Here is a 14,368-nt window from a genome sequence, read left to right as displayed (position 1 = left end):
CCATTTATTCGGGGGAAAAATGTCTTTGACCAAGAAATCAATCAGCGTGGCCGTGGCCACTCTCCTCACCACATCATTGTCTCTTGTGGTGGCCGCGTCGCCCGCAGCCGCAACCACGACCGCCTGCCGTAGTCCCAAGTACGTCACCAGTTCTTGGAATGTGGACATCTGCGTCACCAACAGCGGATTGGACAGCACGGGAACCTATGAGACCGTAGCTGGATACGCAACGGTCACCAAACGCCCTAGCAGCTGTAAGACGTTCCGTATCGTTCTCGTCGACTCGAACAACGAGGCGCAATTCGCAACCGGTCCCCGATGGTGCAGCGAGACCAACCCCCCGCGCGTTGTGGTGTGGGACGGCGCATTCGGCGAGGGCACCGTGAAGGCCCGTTTCGTCGCCTACAGCAACGACGCCGCCACCGACGCCATGCTGACTCGTGACTCGCCGTACATCAACGCTCTCGACTGAGCGCAACGCCACGGGCCCGGATCGCTCGACACAGAGCGGTCCGGGCTCGAGTCAGCTCCGCCGGCCAGCGGTTCTCTCCGCGTCACGGGACAGGGCATCGGGGCGTGGTCGCCTTCACGACGCGGCGAGCGAGGCCAGCAGGCGCAGTTTTTCGGCGTTGTCGCCGGTCTCGTCAGCGTAGTAGAGCACCAGCAGCAGCCCGTCGACCGGCAGCTTGTCGCGGTGCAGGGTGAGCTCGCCGACCACCGGGTGCCGGACGGTGGTCGTGCCGCCCTGCAGCCGGCGCACGTCGTGGCGGGCCCACAGGGAGCGGAACCGGGCGCTGGCCAGCGACAGCTCACCGACCAGCTCGACGACCCGGGCGTCGTCGGGCGCGTCGCCGATGGTCTGGCGGAAGGCCGCGACGAAGGCGGCCGTCGAGCGTTCCCAGTCGACGTGGAACTCGCGTTCCTCGGGGTCGAGCAGCATCGAGCGCAGCCGGTTCTGGCCCGGGCGCAGCCGGGGCGACAGGGCCGTGGCCAGGGCGTTGGCCGCCAGGACGTCGAAGGCCCGGCCCTCGACGAAGGCCGGCACCCCCACCGCGGCCAGCAGGTGACGCAGCCGCTCGGGCACGTGTTCGGGCCGGCGGCGGGGGCGGGCGCGAGGCCGGGGCGCGGTGAGCTCGAGCAGGTAGCGGCTTTCGACGTCGTCCAGGTGCAGGACCCGGGCCAGCGCCTCGAGCACCTGCGGCGACGGGTTCTGGTCGCGGCCGCGTTCGAGCCGCAGGTAGTAGTCGGCGCTGATCCCGGCGAGCAGCGCCACCTCCTCGCGGCGCAGCCCCTTGACCTTGCGGCGGCTGCCGGGCTGGAGGCCGGCCTGCTCGGGCGTGACCAGCTCGCGCCGAGCGCGCAGATAGTCGCCCAGCCGGTTGGTGCCCTCGTCGCCGCTCATGAGGCCGAGGTTAGTACCGGCGTGGGCTCGGACAGGGGGTCCTGCCACTACCCGGATTCGCAAAGCACTTCCTGAGCCGTGACGATGCTGCGACCTTGGGTTTCATGGACATCACGAACCGCACGGTCTTCATCGCCGGAGCCACCTCCGGCATCGGCCTGGGCCTGGCCCGTCGCTTCGCCGCCGCCGGCGGCACCGTCGTCGTCGGCGGGCGCCGGGCCGCCTCCCTCGACGGGCTGAGCGTCGTCGAGCTCGACGTCACCGACGCCGGCTCGGTGCGGCGCGCCCGCGACCGCGTCCTGGAGAGCCACCCCGGCCTGGACGTCGTCATCACCATGTCCGGGGTGCAGCTGACCGAGGACCTGCGCGACCCCGGGCACTTCGCCACCGCCGAGACGACCGTCGAGACCAACCTGCTGGGCACCATCCGGGTCCTCGACGCGTTCACCCCGCACCTGCTCGCCCGGGGCGCCGGCACCTTCGTCACGGTCAGCTCGGGCATCGGCTTCCTGCCGTTCCCGCTGATGGCCACGTACGCCGCCACGAAGGCGGGCGTGCACGCGTACACCGAGGCGTTGCGAGCCCAGCTCGCCGGCACCGGCGTGGAGGTCACCGAGCTGGTGCCGCCGGCGGTGGCGACCACCCCGGAGCACAAGCGGCTGAACCCCCGCGCACAGGACCTCGACGACTACCTCGACGAGGTGCTGGGTCTGCTCGGCCAGAACCCCACCCCGGACGAGATCCTGGTACGCGGTGTGCTGCAACACCGCTGGGCCGAGCGCGACGGCACGTACGCCGATCTGGTGGCGCAACGCTCGCAGGCGCTCACGACCCTGCCGGGCCGCTGAGCGTCAGTTGCCGGTCAGCCGGATCACCTGCACCGCGCCGCCCAGGGTGAGCGGGCCGGCCGCGTGCGGGACGAGCAGGGTGTCGCCCCGGCGGATCGGCAGGTTGTCGGTCTCGCCGGTCAGCGTGCCCTCGCCGGCCACCGCGACCAGGACGCTGAAGCCGCGGGCCACGCTGTCACCCCCGTACAGCCGCTCGGCCCGGAAGAAGCCGTCGGCGGACTCGGGCAGCAGGCGGTGGGCGGCGCCGCGCAGGGTGTCGATCCGGGCCGGTGACCACGCGCTGCGGTCCACGCATCGCAGCGCCAGGTCGTAGCCCAGGCCGAGGTGGCCGTCGGACAGGCCGAAGTCCTCGTACTCGAGCAGGACCGAGAAGTCGGTGGGCTCCTGGACCTCGACCAGCAGGATGCCGTCGCCGATCGCGTGCGGCACACCGGCCGGGCAGAGGATCGCGTCGCCGGCCGCCACGGGAACGCGGTTGGTCGCGGCGAGCATGTCGCCGGTCTTCTGGTCAGCCACCCAGCCGGCCAGCTCTTCGGGCTCGACGTCGCGGGCGAAACCCAGATGCACGTACGCGTCGGGGCGTGCCGACACGATCACCCAGGCCTCGGTCTTTCCGTACGGGGACGCGAGGTGGGCGTCGGCGAACGTCCGGTCGGGGTGCACGTGCAGGGGCAGCCGCTGACCGGCGTCGAGCAGCTTCACCAGCACGCCGGTGTCGGCCCGGTCCGGCCCCAGCCAGTGGCGCGGCTCGGCGGCGATCGCCTCGGCCAGCACCCGGCCGTCGGGCAGCGTGGACAGCCCGGACGGGGCCAGGCCGAACCGCGTGGTCACCGAGCCGACCCAGTCCTCGGGGCGGTCGGGCAGCGCCGGCAGGGTGCGGAACTCGGCGATCCGGCCCGCCCCGCGATAGAACGTCTCGGGCTGATTCGCGGGGAGCGGGACGACGGCCATCGATGGTCCTCCGGTGACGAAACGGCGAGCGCGGTCAGGAAGCCGCCCCGGAAGTGTCCCCCAACCGCACCGGCCAAGCCCGATAAGGGCCTGTTACGGACCGGTTGCTGTATGCGGTCTCCCGGCGGTACGCGGGCTAGCCTCCCGGCATGACCCGGCGTGGCGACCTGCCGCCGGCCGGTCCGCGCCGTTCGCGCGACCCGGCCGGGGCGGTGCTGCGCGCCGTTCTCGACCACGGCCCGATCGCCCGCAGCACGGTGGCCCGGGCGACCCGGCTGTCCGCGGCCTCGGTCAGCGGTGTCGTCACCTCGCTGCTCGACCGGGGCCTGGTCCGGGAGGTGCCCGAGGCGGCCGGACCCCCGGGCCTGGGCCGGCCGCACGTGCCGCTGGACCTCGAGCCCGACCGGGTCGCGGTGCTCGGCGCGCACATCGCGGTCCAGCACACCACGGTGGCCCTGCTCGACCTGCGCGGCCGGATCCTGGCCCGGCACCGCGACCCGCACGACGGCCGCGACCCGGCGACGGTCCTCGCGGCGCTCACCGCACGCATCGCCGGGCTGGGCCGCACGCGCCGGCGGATCCTGGGGCTCGGCGTGGCCACCGGCGGCTGGGTCGACAGCGTCACCGGCACCGTCGTCGACCACCCCCTGCTGGGCTGGCGCGACGTACCGGTGGGCGACCTGCTCGGCCGGGCCGGCGGTTTGCCCGTACGGGTCGACAGCACCGCACGGGCGCTGCTGCGGGCCGAGCAGCTCGTCGGCGCCGCGGCCGGACGGGCCCGGGAGAGCGCGGTGCTGCTGTTCGTGGGCAACGTCGTCGAGGTCGCCTTCGCGGCCGGCGGCGGGATCCACCACGGCCCCCGGTCGGCCGCGGGCGCCGTCGCGCATCTGCCGGTCGAGGGGCACCCGGAGGTGTGCCCCTGCGGGCGTACGGGATGCCTGCAGGCCGCCGTGTCGGAGCACGCCCTGGTGCGCCGGGCGCTCGCCGACGGCCTGATCGACCGGCCCGAGCTGAGCGCCCTGGTCGACGCCGCGAGCAGCGGCCGGCCCGCGTCCGTGGCCCTGTTCACCGAGCGCGCCCGGCTCGTCGGGCGGGCCGCCGCCCTGCTGCTCGATCTCTTCGATCCCGAGGTGCTCGTCGTCGCCGAGGCCGGCGTCAACCGGCTGCCCGGCTGCCTGACGACGCTACGCGCCGAGGTCGCGCAGTGGTCGTCCGGGCGCGCCGACGTGGCGGCGACGGTCCGCGCGAGCAGCTTCGGCGGCGACGTGCTCGCCGTGGCCGGTGGCGCTGTCGCCCTCGATCACGTCTTCGCCGCGCCCCTGGGGACGACTTAATTCAGCACGACGCATAGTTGCCTTCTAATCCTAGCGGCATAGTATGAATTAAGACCGGCGGCGAAGAAGCCACCGGCCACCCCCACCAGCGCAGAGGCCCGGCTCGCACCGGGTCCGGCGCTGCCTGCCCGCAGCAGAAACCGCGGAGGAACCATCGATGAGAAAACCTCCCCTGCGCCTCGCCGGCGCCCTGGCCGTCGCCCTGTTCGGCCTGTCGGCCTGCGGCGGTGACGCCGGCGCCCGGCTGGAGCTGACGGCCGCCCTGCCCGACCGGGTCGCCGGCGGCACCGAGATCCGCATCGGCGACCCGGCGATCCAGGCCGTCGTGCGGGCGTCCGGCCTGGACAAGGAGTTGGCCGACGCCGGTGTCGAGGTCCGCTGGGCCAACATCAGCGGCGGCCCGCAGAGCATCCAGGCTTTCCGGGCCGACAAGCTCGACTGCAGCGCGGTGGCCGACATCCCCTCGCTCTTCGCCGCCTGGACCGGCACCTCCACCAAAATCGTCTTCCAGTCGGTCGTCGTCGACCCGGTCAACCACCCGATCTACCAACTGGGAGTGGCCCCGGGGGTGACCGTCGCCTCCCTGGCCGACCTGCGCGGCAAGAAGATCGCCTACAGCGCGGGGCAGGCCCAGGGCGCGCTCGTGCTCCGGGTGCTGCAGAAGGCCGGCCTGACCCGGGACGACGTGACCCTGGTCGAACTGACCAGCACGGGTGACTCGTACGTGACCGCCCTGGGCAGCAAGGCCGTGGACGTGGCGCCGATCGGGGCGGCCAACGTCAAGATCTACAAGGCGAAGTACCCCGGTGGCGGGGCCATCCTCACCGGCATCCGCGACGACGCGTCGACGCTCTACTGCCTCACCAGCTCGGTGCAGGACGCGGAGAAGGCAGCCGCGCTCAAGGTCTATGTCGGCGTGCGCGCCAAGGCGCTGCTCTGGCAGAATGCCAACCCCGACGGGTACGCCAAGGCCTACCTGCAGGAGACTCAGGGCCTCAGCGAGGCCGACGCCAAGGACGTGGTCGCCACCGAGGGCGCCAAGGGCATCCCGGCGACCTGGGACAACGCCCTGACCCGGCTGCAGCAGACGGCCGACCTGCTCGCCGAGCAGCAGAACCGCGACAAGCTCGACGTGACCACCCTGGTCGACCGGCGCTTCGAGCCGGTCGAGGCCGAGGCGGCCGGCGCCGACGTGGTCACCGGTGACGCCGCATGACCATCCTCGAGACCCGTCCGCGAGTCGCCCGGCCCGACGTCCGCGTCGTGCGGCGCCGGCTCGGACCGGGACACCGGATCCCGTACGCGTTCTGGATCGGCCCGATCCTGCTGCTGGCCGTGTGGTCGGCGGGCTCGGCGACCGGGCTGATCAGCCCGGCCATCCTCACCGCGCCGTGGGACGTCGTGGTGGCCTTCGGTGAGCAGTGGACCGACCACGACCTGCTCGGCAACATCCTCTCGTCGCTGCACCGGGCGGCGCTGGGCCTGGGCTTCGGGATCGCCGCCGGCGGCGTGCTGGCCGTCGTGTCGGGGCTGTCACGGCTCGGGGAGTCGCTGATCGACGGCCCGATCCAGATCAAGCGGTCGGTGCCCACGCTGGCGCTGATCCCGCTGTTCATCGCCTGGTTCGGCATCGGCCAGGAGATGAAGATCGTGACCATCGCGCTGATCAGCCTGGTCCCCATCTACATCCACACCCACAACGGGCTGCGCGGCATCGACGGCCGCTACGCCGAACTGGCCGAGACGATCGGCATCGGGCGCGGCGAGTTCGTACGGCACATCGTGCTGCCCGGAGCGCTGCCCGGCTTCTTGCTCGGCATGCGGTTCGCAGTCACCTCTTCGCTGCTCGGGCTGGTGGTCGTCGAGCAGTACAACGCGACCGCCGGCATCGGCCACATGATCACGCTCGCCGAGCAGTACGGCCAGACCGACGTCATCGTGGTCGGCCTCGTCATCTACGGAGTCTTCGGCTACTGCGCGGACAGCGCCGTACGCCTGGTCGGAAGGAAGGTGCTGGCATGGCGACGGACCCTGGAGGACTGATCACGCGGCCGGCCGTGCGCGTCCGCGACCTGCACCGCCGGTTCAGCGCGAACGGCGGGGTGCTCAACGGCCTCGACCTGGACATCGCGCCGGGCGAGTTCGTGGCGCTGATCGGGCGCTCCGGCACCGGCAAGAGCACGCTGCTGCGGGCCCTGGCCGGGCTGGACCGCGACATCGCGGGGCACGGCGAGATCGAGGTTCCCGAGGCCGTCTCGGTGGTCTTCCAGGACTCCCGGCTGCTGCCCTGGAAACGGATCCTCGACAACGTCGTCCTGGGGCTGCGCGAGCCGGACGCGGCCCAACGCGGCCGGACGGCGCTGGACGAGGTGGGTCTGGCCGGCCGCGAACGGTCCTGGCCGTTCCAGCTCTCCGGCGGTGAGCAACAGCGGGCCTCGCTCGCCCGCTCGCTCGTCCGGGAACCGCAGTTGCTCCTGGCCGACGAGCCGTTCGGAGCCCTGGACGCGCTGACCCGGATCCGGATGCACAAGCTGCTGCGCAAGCTGTGCGAGGCCCACCAGCCGGCCGTCCTGCTGGTCACCCATGACGTCGACGAGGCGATCGCGCTGGCCGACCGGGTGATCGTGCTCGACGCCGGGGTGGTGCGGGCCGACGTCCCGGTCGACCCGGCCGGCCGGTCCCGGACCGAGCTGCGCACGTTTCTGCTCGAGGAGCTCGGCGTCGAGAAGGAGAACCGATGAGCCGTCAGCTGCACTTCAACCTGTTCCTGCACGACACCGGCCACCACGAGGCGTCCTGGCGGCTGCCCACCTCGGACCCGCACTCCAACCTGTCGCTGGCCGCCCACCAGCACCTCGCCCGCGTCGCCGAGGAGGCCCGGTTCGATTCGGTGTTCCTGGCCGACAGCCCGGTGCTCTGGAGCGACCCGGGGCGGCGGCCGGCCGGCAAGCTGGAGCCGACGCTGCTGCTGGCCGCGCTGGCCACGAGCACGAGCCGGATCGGGCTCATCGCGACCGCGTCCACGTCGTACAACGAGCCCTTCAACCTGGCCCGCCGCTTCGCCTCGCTCGATCACCTCTCGGGCGGCCGGGCCGGCTGGAACATCGTGACCACCGCGGGCGACGCGGCGGCCCGCAACTTCGGCCTCCAGCACCAGCCCCTGCACCGTACGCGGTACGAGCGCGCCGACGAGTTCCTCGAGGTGTCCACGAAACTGTGGGACAGCTGGGCCGACGACGCGATCGTGGCCGACAGGGACGCCGGGGTGCACGCGCTGTCCGAGCGGGTGCACGCCATCGAGCACCACGGCGAGCACTTCCGGGTCGACGGCCCGCTCAACGTGCCGCGCTCCCCGCAGGCGTACCCGTTGCTCGTGCAGGCCGGATCGTCCGAGGACGGCAAGGACTTCGCGGCGAAGTGGGCCGAGGCCGTCTTCACCGCACAGCCGACGCTCGCCGAGAGCCAGGCCTTCTACGCCGACCTCAACCGCCGGGCGGCCGCGGCCGGGCGCGACCCCGGCCACGTCGTCGTCCTGCCCGGCATCGTGCCGGTCATCGGGGACACCGAGTCGCAGGCGCGCGAGCTCGAGGCCGAGCTCGACCGGCTCATCGCGCCGCAGTACGCGGTGGCCACGCTCGCGCACACCCTGCGGGTCCCGGCCGACCGGCTGCGACTGGACGAGCCGCTGCCCGACGACCTGCCCGGCGAGGACGAGATCGAGGGAGCCAAGAGCCGCCGCACCCTCATCGTCGACTGGGCCCGCCGCGACAACCTGACCGTCCGCCAGCTGATCGGCAGACTCGGCGGCGGTCGCGGCCACCGCACCTTCACCGGCACCCCGGTGCAGGTCGCCGACACGATCCAGCACTACTTCGAGAACGGCGCGGCCGACGGCTTCAACATCATGCCGGCGGTGCTGCCCTCGGGCATCGAGGCGTTCACCGGTCAGGTCGTGCCCATCCTGCAGGAACGCGGCCTCTTCCGTACGGAGTACACGGGCACGACCCTGCGCGAGCACTACGGCCTCCCCCGCCCGGCCAACCGCTTCGCCCTGCAGGGAGCGCTCCGATGAGCCCGACCCACCTCTGGTACATCCCCAACACGGTCGAGCCGGGCCACCGCGGCGACGACGCCGTCGCCGGCTACGGCACCCTCGAGCACAGCGTCGACCTGGCCCGCACGGCCGAGCGGCACGGCTGGGAGGGCGCGCTCATCGGCACCGGGTGGGGCCGCCCCGACACGTTCACCGTCGCCACCGCGATCGCCGCCCGGACCACCACCTTCCGGTCCCTGGCGGCGATCCGGCCGGGCTACTGGCAGCCGGCCCACTTCGCCTCGTCGGCGGCCACGCTCGACCACCTCAGCGGTGGCCGGCTGCTCGTCAACATCGTCAGCGGGAAGGACAACCTGGCTGCGTACGGCGACACCGAGGGCGAGCAGGCCCAGCGGTACGCCCGTACGAAGGAGTTCATGCGGATCGTCCGCCGGCTCTGGACCGAGGACGACGTCACCCACCACGGCGCGCACTTCGGCGTGACCGGCTCGACCCTGCCGCTGCGCCCGGCCCGGCCGCCGCGCCTGTACTTCGGCGGGGCCTCCGGGGCCGCGGAACGGGTCGCGGCCACCGAAGCCGACGTGCAGCTGTTCTGGGGCGAGCCGCTCGACGGCATCGCCGAACGGGTCGACCGGCTGCGCCGCCTCAGCGCCGACCTCGACCGTGATCTGGCGCCGCTGGAGTTCGGCCTGCGCGTCACCACGCTGATCCGGGACACCCGCGAGGAGGCCTGGCGCGACGCGGAGGCCCGGGTCGCCGACCTGGCGCGGCGATCGCTGAACCCGAACGAGCAGCTGCGCGGGCCCGCCGTCGGTCAGCAGCGGCTGCTCGACCTGGGCGCGCGCGGCGACGTGCTGGACAGCTGCCTCTACACCGCTCCCGGGCGGTACGGCGGCGGGGGCGCCGGGACGACGTGGCTGGTCGGATCGGCCGGCGACGTGGCTGCGGCGCTCCGGGCGTACGCCTCGCTGGGGATCAGCCATTTCGTGCTCTCGGACACCCCGTACAAGCACGAGACGGCGCGGGTCGGGGACGCGCTTCTCTCCACCGCCGCCGTCGCGGGCTGAGCACCGGGGTGGTGCTCAGCCCGTACGGTCCCGCGGGCCTCAGTTCACGAAGTCCTGGGTCACCCAGACCCGGCCGTCGCTGCCGCGGGTGACGGCCAGGCCGATCCGCTTGAAGCCCGGGTTGAGCAGGTTCCGGCGGTGGCCGTCGTTCGGCGGCACCTCGGCCAGCATCAGGTCGGTCAGCCCGTTGGCGGCGGCGACGATCGACGCCGTGTTGGCGGCGGCGTTGCCCTGCCCGATGTTCTCGCCGGCCGAGTTCCACGAGACGCCCGCCGCGGTGAACCGGTCACCCAGCCCCGCCTCGCCCGGGCACTGGTGCGACAGGCCACAGCCGCCCACCATGAGGGCGTTGTGGGCGGCCGCCGCCTTCGACAGGTTCGCGTTCAGGACGTACGGGGTGAGCCCGTTCGCGGTCCGCGCGGCGTTGATGTGGGCCAGCACCTGGTCGATGACGGTGTCGGCGGGCGGGGTCGTCACCGGGGCGCTCGTGGGCGGCGTCGCCGGCGGAACCGTGGTCGGCGCGGCCGTGGTGGGCGCCGCCGTGGTCGGCACGGCGGTCGTCGGCACGGCAGTCGTCGGCACAGCTGTCGTGGGCGCCGGGGCGGTCGTCGTCGGCGCGGCGGTGCTCGGCGCCGGCGCGGGCTTCGTGGCCGTCCGCGTGGTCGTGGGGCGGGGCCGGGGCCGCTGCGGCCGGCGCTCCCGGGCGGCGTCGCTCACCCGGGTCGCCGCCCCCAGCCGCGGGGCCGCGTCGGCGCGGGCGGTGGCGGACGGGCGGTGCCCGCCGGTCTGCGCCGAGGCGATGCCGGCAGCTCCGGCGCCCAGCACTCCCAGCACACAGGTGGCCAGCACGAGGGAACGGGTCCGGCGGGGCCGGCGGTGACGCGTACGCACAGAGATCCTCAATCGGTCGCCGAATGTCGGACCGACTCTGCGGCCCGGCGCCGCCGGACGCACGTCCGTTGAAGAAAACTTAAAGATCGATGCCCTTCCGTACCGCCGTCCGTCTTTCGGGAGATGATCCCAACCTCGCACCTCGACGCGTCCGCGCCGCTACGCTGACGGGGTGCACCTGATCGTCGAGGTGGGTAGCCGGCTTGATCCGGACGTCAGCTGGCCGGAAGGCGCTGCCCTCACCATGTTTGCCGGCGAGCCGGTGCAGCTGATGATTTTCCTCAGCCGCCCGCACGAGCTGGAAGTCCAGGCCGTCACGGCGGCGCCCACCCGATTCGCCTGGGTCGACAGCGAACACGCCGGCATCCTGGCGTACCGCCTCGGGCCGATCCTGTCGTGGTCGGAGGCGCCGTACAACCCGCACCTGTTCGGTCCCGAGGACGGCCTGCCCGGCGTCGACGCCGACGGCATCGTCCAGATCGTGCTGGTCGACCGTGACACCAACATCGTCAAGGCCCTGCACCGGGTCCAGTGGCCGGCCGACTTCGCCGCCGCCGTCCGCGCCTCGGTCACCCGGATGCGCGAGACGCCGTTCAGCCGCCCGGCCTACGAGCATGCCCTGGCCGCCCTGCACCGGCGTTGCCCCACGCCCGACGACCTGGTCATCGACCGGGCCGACGCCCTGTGCACGGCCACCCCGGTGCCCCGCGAAGACCATTGACACCCTGATCTGCGCTTTGCGTCGTTGTTCGGACAGGTTCCGGTCGTTCTCCTGACCGCGGCCTGCCCGCGCCGGCCGCACACTGCGTCGAAGGCCCGACGAGCCCTCGTCCTCTGCTTCCCGGACGCCGGTCGTGGCGGGGCCCGAGACGAGGGCGGCGGGGACGATGACGCGGAACGTGAACCAGGGCCGGGCGGGCTGGACCGAACTGCGCGTGCACGGGGTGTCCGGCACCCCGCCCGAGCAGATGTTGCAGCACTCGCAGGTGGAGACGGTCGCGGGCGACACCGACGCGGCGTTCTTCCGGCGGCGCTTCGAGTCGCCGGCCGCGTCGGCCGACACCGACCGGGCCCGCGTGGAGGCGTACTCCTGGGGGGCCATGACCGCCGGCGCCGGACAGCGGGCGCTCTGGCTCCTGCTCACGCCGTTCATGCTGGTCAACGTCGCTTACTTCACGTTGCCGGCGCCACCCTCCGAGGACGGGCTGCGACCGGCGCCGCCCCGGCGGACGAAGCCCGAACCGGGGTCGTCCGAGGCGACCGGGCCGACCCGAGCACAAGGACCCACCGCGGCGACCGGGGCGCAAGGGCCCACCGCGGCGACCGGCGAGACTGCCAAGCCGCTATCGCCGGTCGAGCGGCGGGCCGCCGTCACGCGGACGCTGGCCGAGGCCGTCATGCGTCTGTTCGCCCTGACCATCACGGTGACGTTCGTGCTGGTCGCCGTCCAGGTCGCGATGGACCTGATCGGCTGGCAGTGCGTGCGGCCGGACGGGCGGGACTGCACCGCGGACGCCACCTGGCTGCATTTCCTGACCTGGTCGTGGCTCGACGAGCCGGGACGGCGGCTGGCGGTCACCGCGCTCCTGCCGCTCGCCGCGGTCGCGCTGCTGGGCTGGCTCGGCCGGACCACCTGGCTACGCCTCGAACGTACCGGGATGCCGGAAGCCGATCCGGGAGTCGACCGGCAGACGCCGCTGGAGAACCGGCAGATGTGGAACGGTGAAGACCCGGTCCGCCGGCTCCGCGCCGTACATCTGACCGCCGCTCTGGCTGTTGTCGGGGTCTTCCTGTCGGCGCCGTTGAGCACCCCCGCCGCGACCGTCGTCCTCGTGCTCCTCGTGACCCTGCTCGGCCTGACAGTCGTCCTGGTGTGCCGGCCCCGCACCGTCGAGCGGCCGCCGCCGGCCGGCCCGCTACGGCCGCCGATCCGGCTCGACGCGTACGCCGTCCTGGAATGGGTCGCCGGCGCCCTGGTCGCCGCCGCGATCACCTTGGCCTTCCTCACCGGGGAGAACCGGCTCCGCCCGGGCCAGTCCCTGCCGGCGCTCCTGCCGATGATCCCGTGGCTGGTCACCGTGCAGCTGGCCCTGCTGCTGCTTCTGGCCGTGCTGCTCGTCCGGCTCAACCGGGCGGCCGGCGCTCGCCCGCAGGTGTGGCACGGCCTGACCGCCGCCGGCCTGATGACGCTCGCGTTCGTGCTGATCGGCGGTTTCGCGGCGGGCATCGGCATTCGGGTGGCCGACCTGCTCGGCACGCCGGCCGTCGAACCGGTCAGCCCGATCGCCTTCATCGTGCCCGACGGCTACTTCCTGGCCGCCGCGGCGACCCCGGTGCTGGCCGCCGTCCTCATCATCCTGGCTGTCATCGGCTGGCGCGTGCTCGACCGCGCGGCCGTGAAGGTCGCCCCGGAACTGGACGCCTACTACCCCGAACTCGCCGCAGAAGGAACCAGGCACCACCAGCGCCGCGACCGGATCGCCCGGATCTGGGCCCGGGCCGAGGTCGGCGACGTCGGGCAACGCCTGATCGGATGGTTCCTAGTGATCACCGCGGCCGCCCTCGTCACCGGACTGGTGCTGTCCTGGGTCAACGGGACGTGGCTGCTGGACCACGCCCGCTGGCTGGTCAACGTGGGCACGTTCCTGATCGGCGGTTTCGTGCTGGCGTTGCTGTTCGTCGGCCGGCAGGCGTACCGGAACCCCCGCTTCCGCCGTACGGTCGGCGTGCTCTGGGACATCGGCACGTTCTGGCCCCGGGCCGCCCATCCGCTGGCCCCGCCCTGCTACACCGAACGCGCCGTCCCCGACCTGATCACCCGCATCCGCCACCTCGGCGAGAAGGGCCGGGTCCTGCTGTCCTGCCATTCGCAGGGCGCCGTGATCGGCACGGCAGTGCTCATGCAACTGCGGTACGAGGAAAGCGCCTCGGTGGCGCTGCTGACCTACGGCAGCCCGGTGCACCGCCTGTACGGCCGCTTCTTCCCGGAGTACTTCGGCCCCACCGCCCTGCACCGAGCCGGCTCCTCCCTGCTCGGAACCACCGACGCCCCCCGCGAGACCTGGCCGTGGCGCAACCTCTACCGGCGCAGCGACCCCATCGGCGGCGAGATCTTCCAGCGCCACCCGGCCCAGGCGCTCGCCCCCGACGCGCCCCCCTCCGAGGTACGAGCCGGCGACACCAACGACGTCGACCGCGAACTGATCGACCCCGGCTTCACCCGCGTACCCGGCGACACCTGCGACCCGGCGTCGTGCGGCCACTCCAACTACTACGCGGACCCCGCCTTCGACGCCGCCGCCGAAAAGGTGAGGGACCTGCGAGGCGACGCCCCCGGCGACTCGAACCCGATCCCCGTCCAGCGCCCTTCCCGCCGCATCTCAAAGCGGGTCTGGCCCATACACAAAGGCGACGCGCTGACCTCAGCCGCCCGGCCGAAGCTCCGCTGACCCACCACCCAGCCGCGACGCGCTGACCTCAACCGCTCGGCCGAAGTTCCGCTGACCCACCACCCAGCCGCGACGTGCTGACCGCAACCGGCACGGTCCTGCTCCCGCAACCCACCACCCAGGCCCGCCCGCCCCAGCCGACGCGCCGTCCGGCGACCACAGCGCGGCAGCCAGACCACCTCGCCGCCAGGTGACCGCCGCCCCAGCCACGCACCCACCGCCCGGTGACCGATCCCCTCGCCGCCACGGGCCCCCCCGCATGGTGGGGGCCGCGGGTGACCAAGCTCAGACATAGATGCTTTACCGTCCGAGCTTGGTCACCCTCGGCCCCAACCGTCAACCGCAAGAAAGCCGCCGAGATCGCCGCCGATC

At 72.9% G+C, this 14,368-nt stretch carries 14 protein-coding genes; 11 read left to right on the top strand and 3 right to left on the bottom strand.

Features of this window, described 5'->3' with window-relative positions; all coding sequences use genetic code 11:
• Positions 1-19 precede the first annotated feature (19 nt).
• Positions 20-472 (top strand): hypothetical protein, encoded by a 453-nt coding sequence (locus HJC40_RS06680; protein ID WP_249999127.1) that lies wholly within the window; start codon positions 20-22, stop codon positions 470-472.
• Positions 473-586: 114 nt separating this feature from the next.
• Here the strand turns inward: HJC40_RS06680 and HJC40_RS06675 are convergent, their stop codons facing one another.
• Positions 587-1,402, bottom strand: a complete 816-nt coding sequence (locus HJC40_RS06675) for a helix-turn-helix domain-containing protein (RefSeq protein WP_249999124.1) — start codon at positions 1,400-1,402, stop codon at positions 587-589.
• A 104-nt stretch (positions 1,403-1,506) separates the two neighbouring features.
• Between HJC40_RS06675 and HJC40_RS06670 the strand changes: the two genes are divergently transcribed.
• Positions 1,507-2,250 carry an SDR family oxidoreductase gene (locus HJC40_RS06670; RefSeq protein ID WP_249999122.1) on the top strand — a complete coding sequence of 248 codons (744 nt, stop codon included), beginning with the start codon at positions 1,507-1,509 and terminating at the stop codon, positions 2,248-2,250.
• A gap of 3 nt (positions 2,251-2,253) precedes the next feature.
• Here the strand turns inward: HJC40_RS06670 and HJC40_RS06665 are convergent, their stop codons facing one another.
• Positions 2,254-3,201, bottom strand: a complete 948-nt coding sequence (locus HJC40_RS06665; protein WP_249999119.1) for a class I mannose-6-phosphate isomerase — start codon at positions 3,199-3,201, stop codon at positions 2,254-2,256.
• Between the two features lie 149 nt (positions 3,202-3,350).
• On the opposite strand from HJC40_RS06665, the gene HJC40_RS06660 reads away from it, so the two are divergent.
• From HJC40_RS06660 to HJC40_RS06635, 6 genes are all read left to right on the top strand, one after another.
• A complete protein-coding gene (locus tag HJC40_RS06660) occupies positions 3,351-4,535 on the top strand; it encodes an ROK family transcriptional regulator (protein WP_249999116.1) in 1,185 nt (394 codons plus the stop codon).
• A 157-nt stretch (positions 4,536-4,692) separates the two neighbouring features.
• The gene (locus HJC40_RS06655) at positions 4,693-5,751 is read left to right on the top strand and encodes an ABC transporter substrate-binding protein (RefSeq protein WP_249999113.1); all 1,059 of its coding nucleotides are present in this window, start codon (positions 4,693-4,695) and stop codon (positions 5,749-5,751) included.
• On the top strand, positions 5,748-6,578 hold the full coding sequence (locus HJC40_RS06650) for an ABC transporter permease (RefSeq protein ID WP_249999111.1): 831 nt from the start codon (positions 5,748-5,750) through the stop codon (positions 6,576-6,578). The genes HJC40_RS06655 and HJC40_RS06650 overlap by 4 nt, the downstream gene beginning before the upstream one ends.
• On the top strand, positions 6,554-7,276 hold the full coding sequence (locus tag HJC40_RS06645; RefSeq protein WP_249999109.1) for an ABC transporter ATP-binding protein: 723 nt from the start codon (positions 6,554-6,556) through the stop codon (positions 7,274-7,276). Before HJC40_RS06650 ends, HJC40_RS06645 begins: the two co-directional genes overlap by 25 nt.
• On the top strand, positions 7,273-8,607 hold the full coding sequence (locus tag HJC40_RS06640; RefSeq protein WP_249999106.1) for an LLM class flavin-dependent oxidoreductase: 1,335 nt from the start codon (positions 7,273-7,275) through the stop codon (positions 8,605-8,607). The genes HJC40_RS06645 and HJC40_RS06640 overlap by 4 nt, the downstream gene beginning before the upstream one ends.
• A complete protein-coding gene (locus HJC40_RS06635) occupies positions 8,604-9,656 on the top strand; it encodes an LLM class flavin-dependent oxidoreductase (RefSeq protein WP_249999104.1) in 1,053 nt (350 codons plus the stop codon). The genes HJC40_RS06640 and HJC40_RS06635 overlap by 4 nt, the downstream gene beginning before the upstream one ends.
• Positions 9,657-9,695: 39 nt before the next feature.
• On the opposite strand, the gene HJC40_RS06630 is transcribed toward HJC40_RS06635, so the two are convergent.
• Entirely contained in the window at positions 9,696-10,133 is a 438-nt protein-coding gene (locus HJC40_RS06630) for a CAP domain-containing protein (RefSeq protein WP_249999101.1), read from the bottom strand.
• Between HJC40_RS06630 and HJC40_RS06625 the strand changes: the two genes are divergently transcribed.
• From HJC40_RS06625 to HJC40_RS06615, 3 genes are all read left to right on the top strand, one after another.
• Entirely contained in the window at positions 10,105-10,536 is a 432-nt protein-coding gene (locus tag HJC40_RS06625) for a hypothetical protein (RefSeq protein WP_249999099.1), read from the top strand. The two genes, HJC40_RS06630 and HJC40_RS06625, sit on opposite strands and share 29 nt — an antisense overlap.
• A 183-nt stretch (positions 10,537-10,719) precedes the next feature.
• Positions 10,720-11,268, top strand: coding sequence for a hypothetical protein (locus HJC40_RS06620; protein ID WP_249999097.1), 549 nt, complete (start codon positions 10,720-10,722; stop codon positions 11,266-11,268).
• 166 nt (positions 11,269-11,434) lie between these two features.
• A complete protein-coding gene (locus HJC40_RS06615; RefSeq protein WP_249999095.1) occupies positions 11,435-13,996 on the top strand; it encodes a hypothetical protein in 2,562 nt (853 codons plus the stop codon).
• Positions 13,997-14,368 lie beyond the last annotated feature (372 nt).

This window comes from Actinoplanes sp. M2I2, assembly GCF_023544445.1.
In the GTDB taxonomy this organism is placed as follows: Bacteria; Actinomycetota; Actinomycetes; order Mycobacteriales; family Micromonosporaceae; genus Actinoplanes.
This window is presented reverse-complemented; position numbering and strand designations above follow the sequence as displayed.

Excerpts from the sequence above, each read along its gene's own strand:
- HJC40_RS06635 (WP_249999104.1), top strand. The coding sequence starts at position 8,604 with ATGAGCCCGACCCACCTCTGGTACATCCCCAACACGGTCGAGCCGGGC.
- HJC40_RS06640 (WP_249999106.1), top strand. The coding sequence starts at position 7,273 with ATGAGCCGTCAGCTGCACTTCAACCTGTTCCTGCACGACACCGGCCAC.
- HJC40_RS06625 (WP_249999099.1), top strand. The coding sequence starts at position 10,105 with ATGACGGTGTCGGCGGGCGGGGTCGTCACCGGGGCGCTCGTGGGCGGC.
- HJC40_RS06665 (WP_249999119.1), bottom strand. The coding sequence starts at position 3,201 with ATGGCCGTCGTCCCGCTCCCCGCGAATCAGCCCGAGACGTTCTATCGC.
- HJC40_RS06655 (WP_249999113.1), top strand. The coding sequence starts at position 4,693 with ATGAGAAAACCTCCCCTGCGCCTCGCCGGCGCCCTGGCCGTCGCCCTG.
- HJC40_RS06660 (WP_249999116.1), top strand. The coding sequence starts at position 3,351 with ATGACCCGGCGTGGCGACCTGCCGCCGGCCGGTCCGCGCCGTTCGCGC.
- HJC40_RS06680 (WP_249999127.1), top strand. The coding sequence starts at position 20 with ATGTCTTTGACCAAGAAATCAATCAGCGTGGCCGTGGCCACTCTCCTC.
- HJC40_RS06670 (WP_249999122.1), top strand. The coding sequence starts at position 1,507 with ATGGACATCACGAACCGCACGGTCTTCATCGCCGGAGCCACCTCCGGC.
- HJC40_RS06615 (WP_249999095.1), top strand. The coding sequence starts at position 11,435 with ATGACGCGGAACGTGAACCAGGGCCGGGCGGGCTGGACCGAACTGCGC.
- HJC40_RS06650 (WP_249999111.1), top strand. The coding sequence starts at position 5,748 with ATGACCATCCTCGAGACCCGTCCGCGAGTCGCCCGGCCCGACGTCCGC.
- HJC40_RS06645 (WP_249999109.1), top strand. The coding sequence starts at position 6,554 with ATGGCGACGGACCCTGGAGGACTGATCACGCGGCCGGCCGTGCGCGTC.
- HJC40_RS06675 (WP_249999124.1), bottom strand. The coding sequence starts at position 1,402 with ATGAGCGGCGACGAGGGCACCAACCGGCTGGGCGACTATCTGCGCGCT.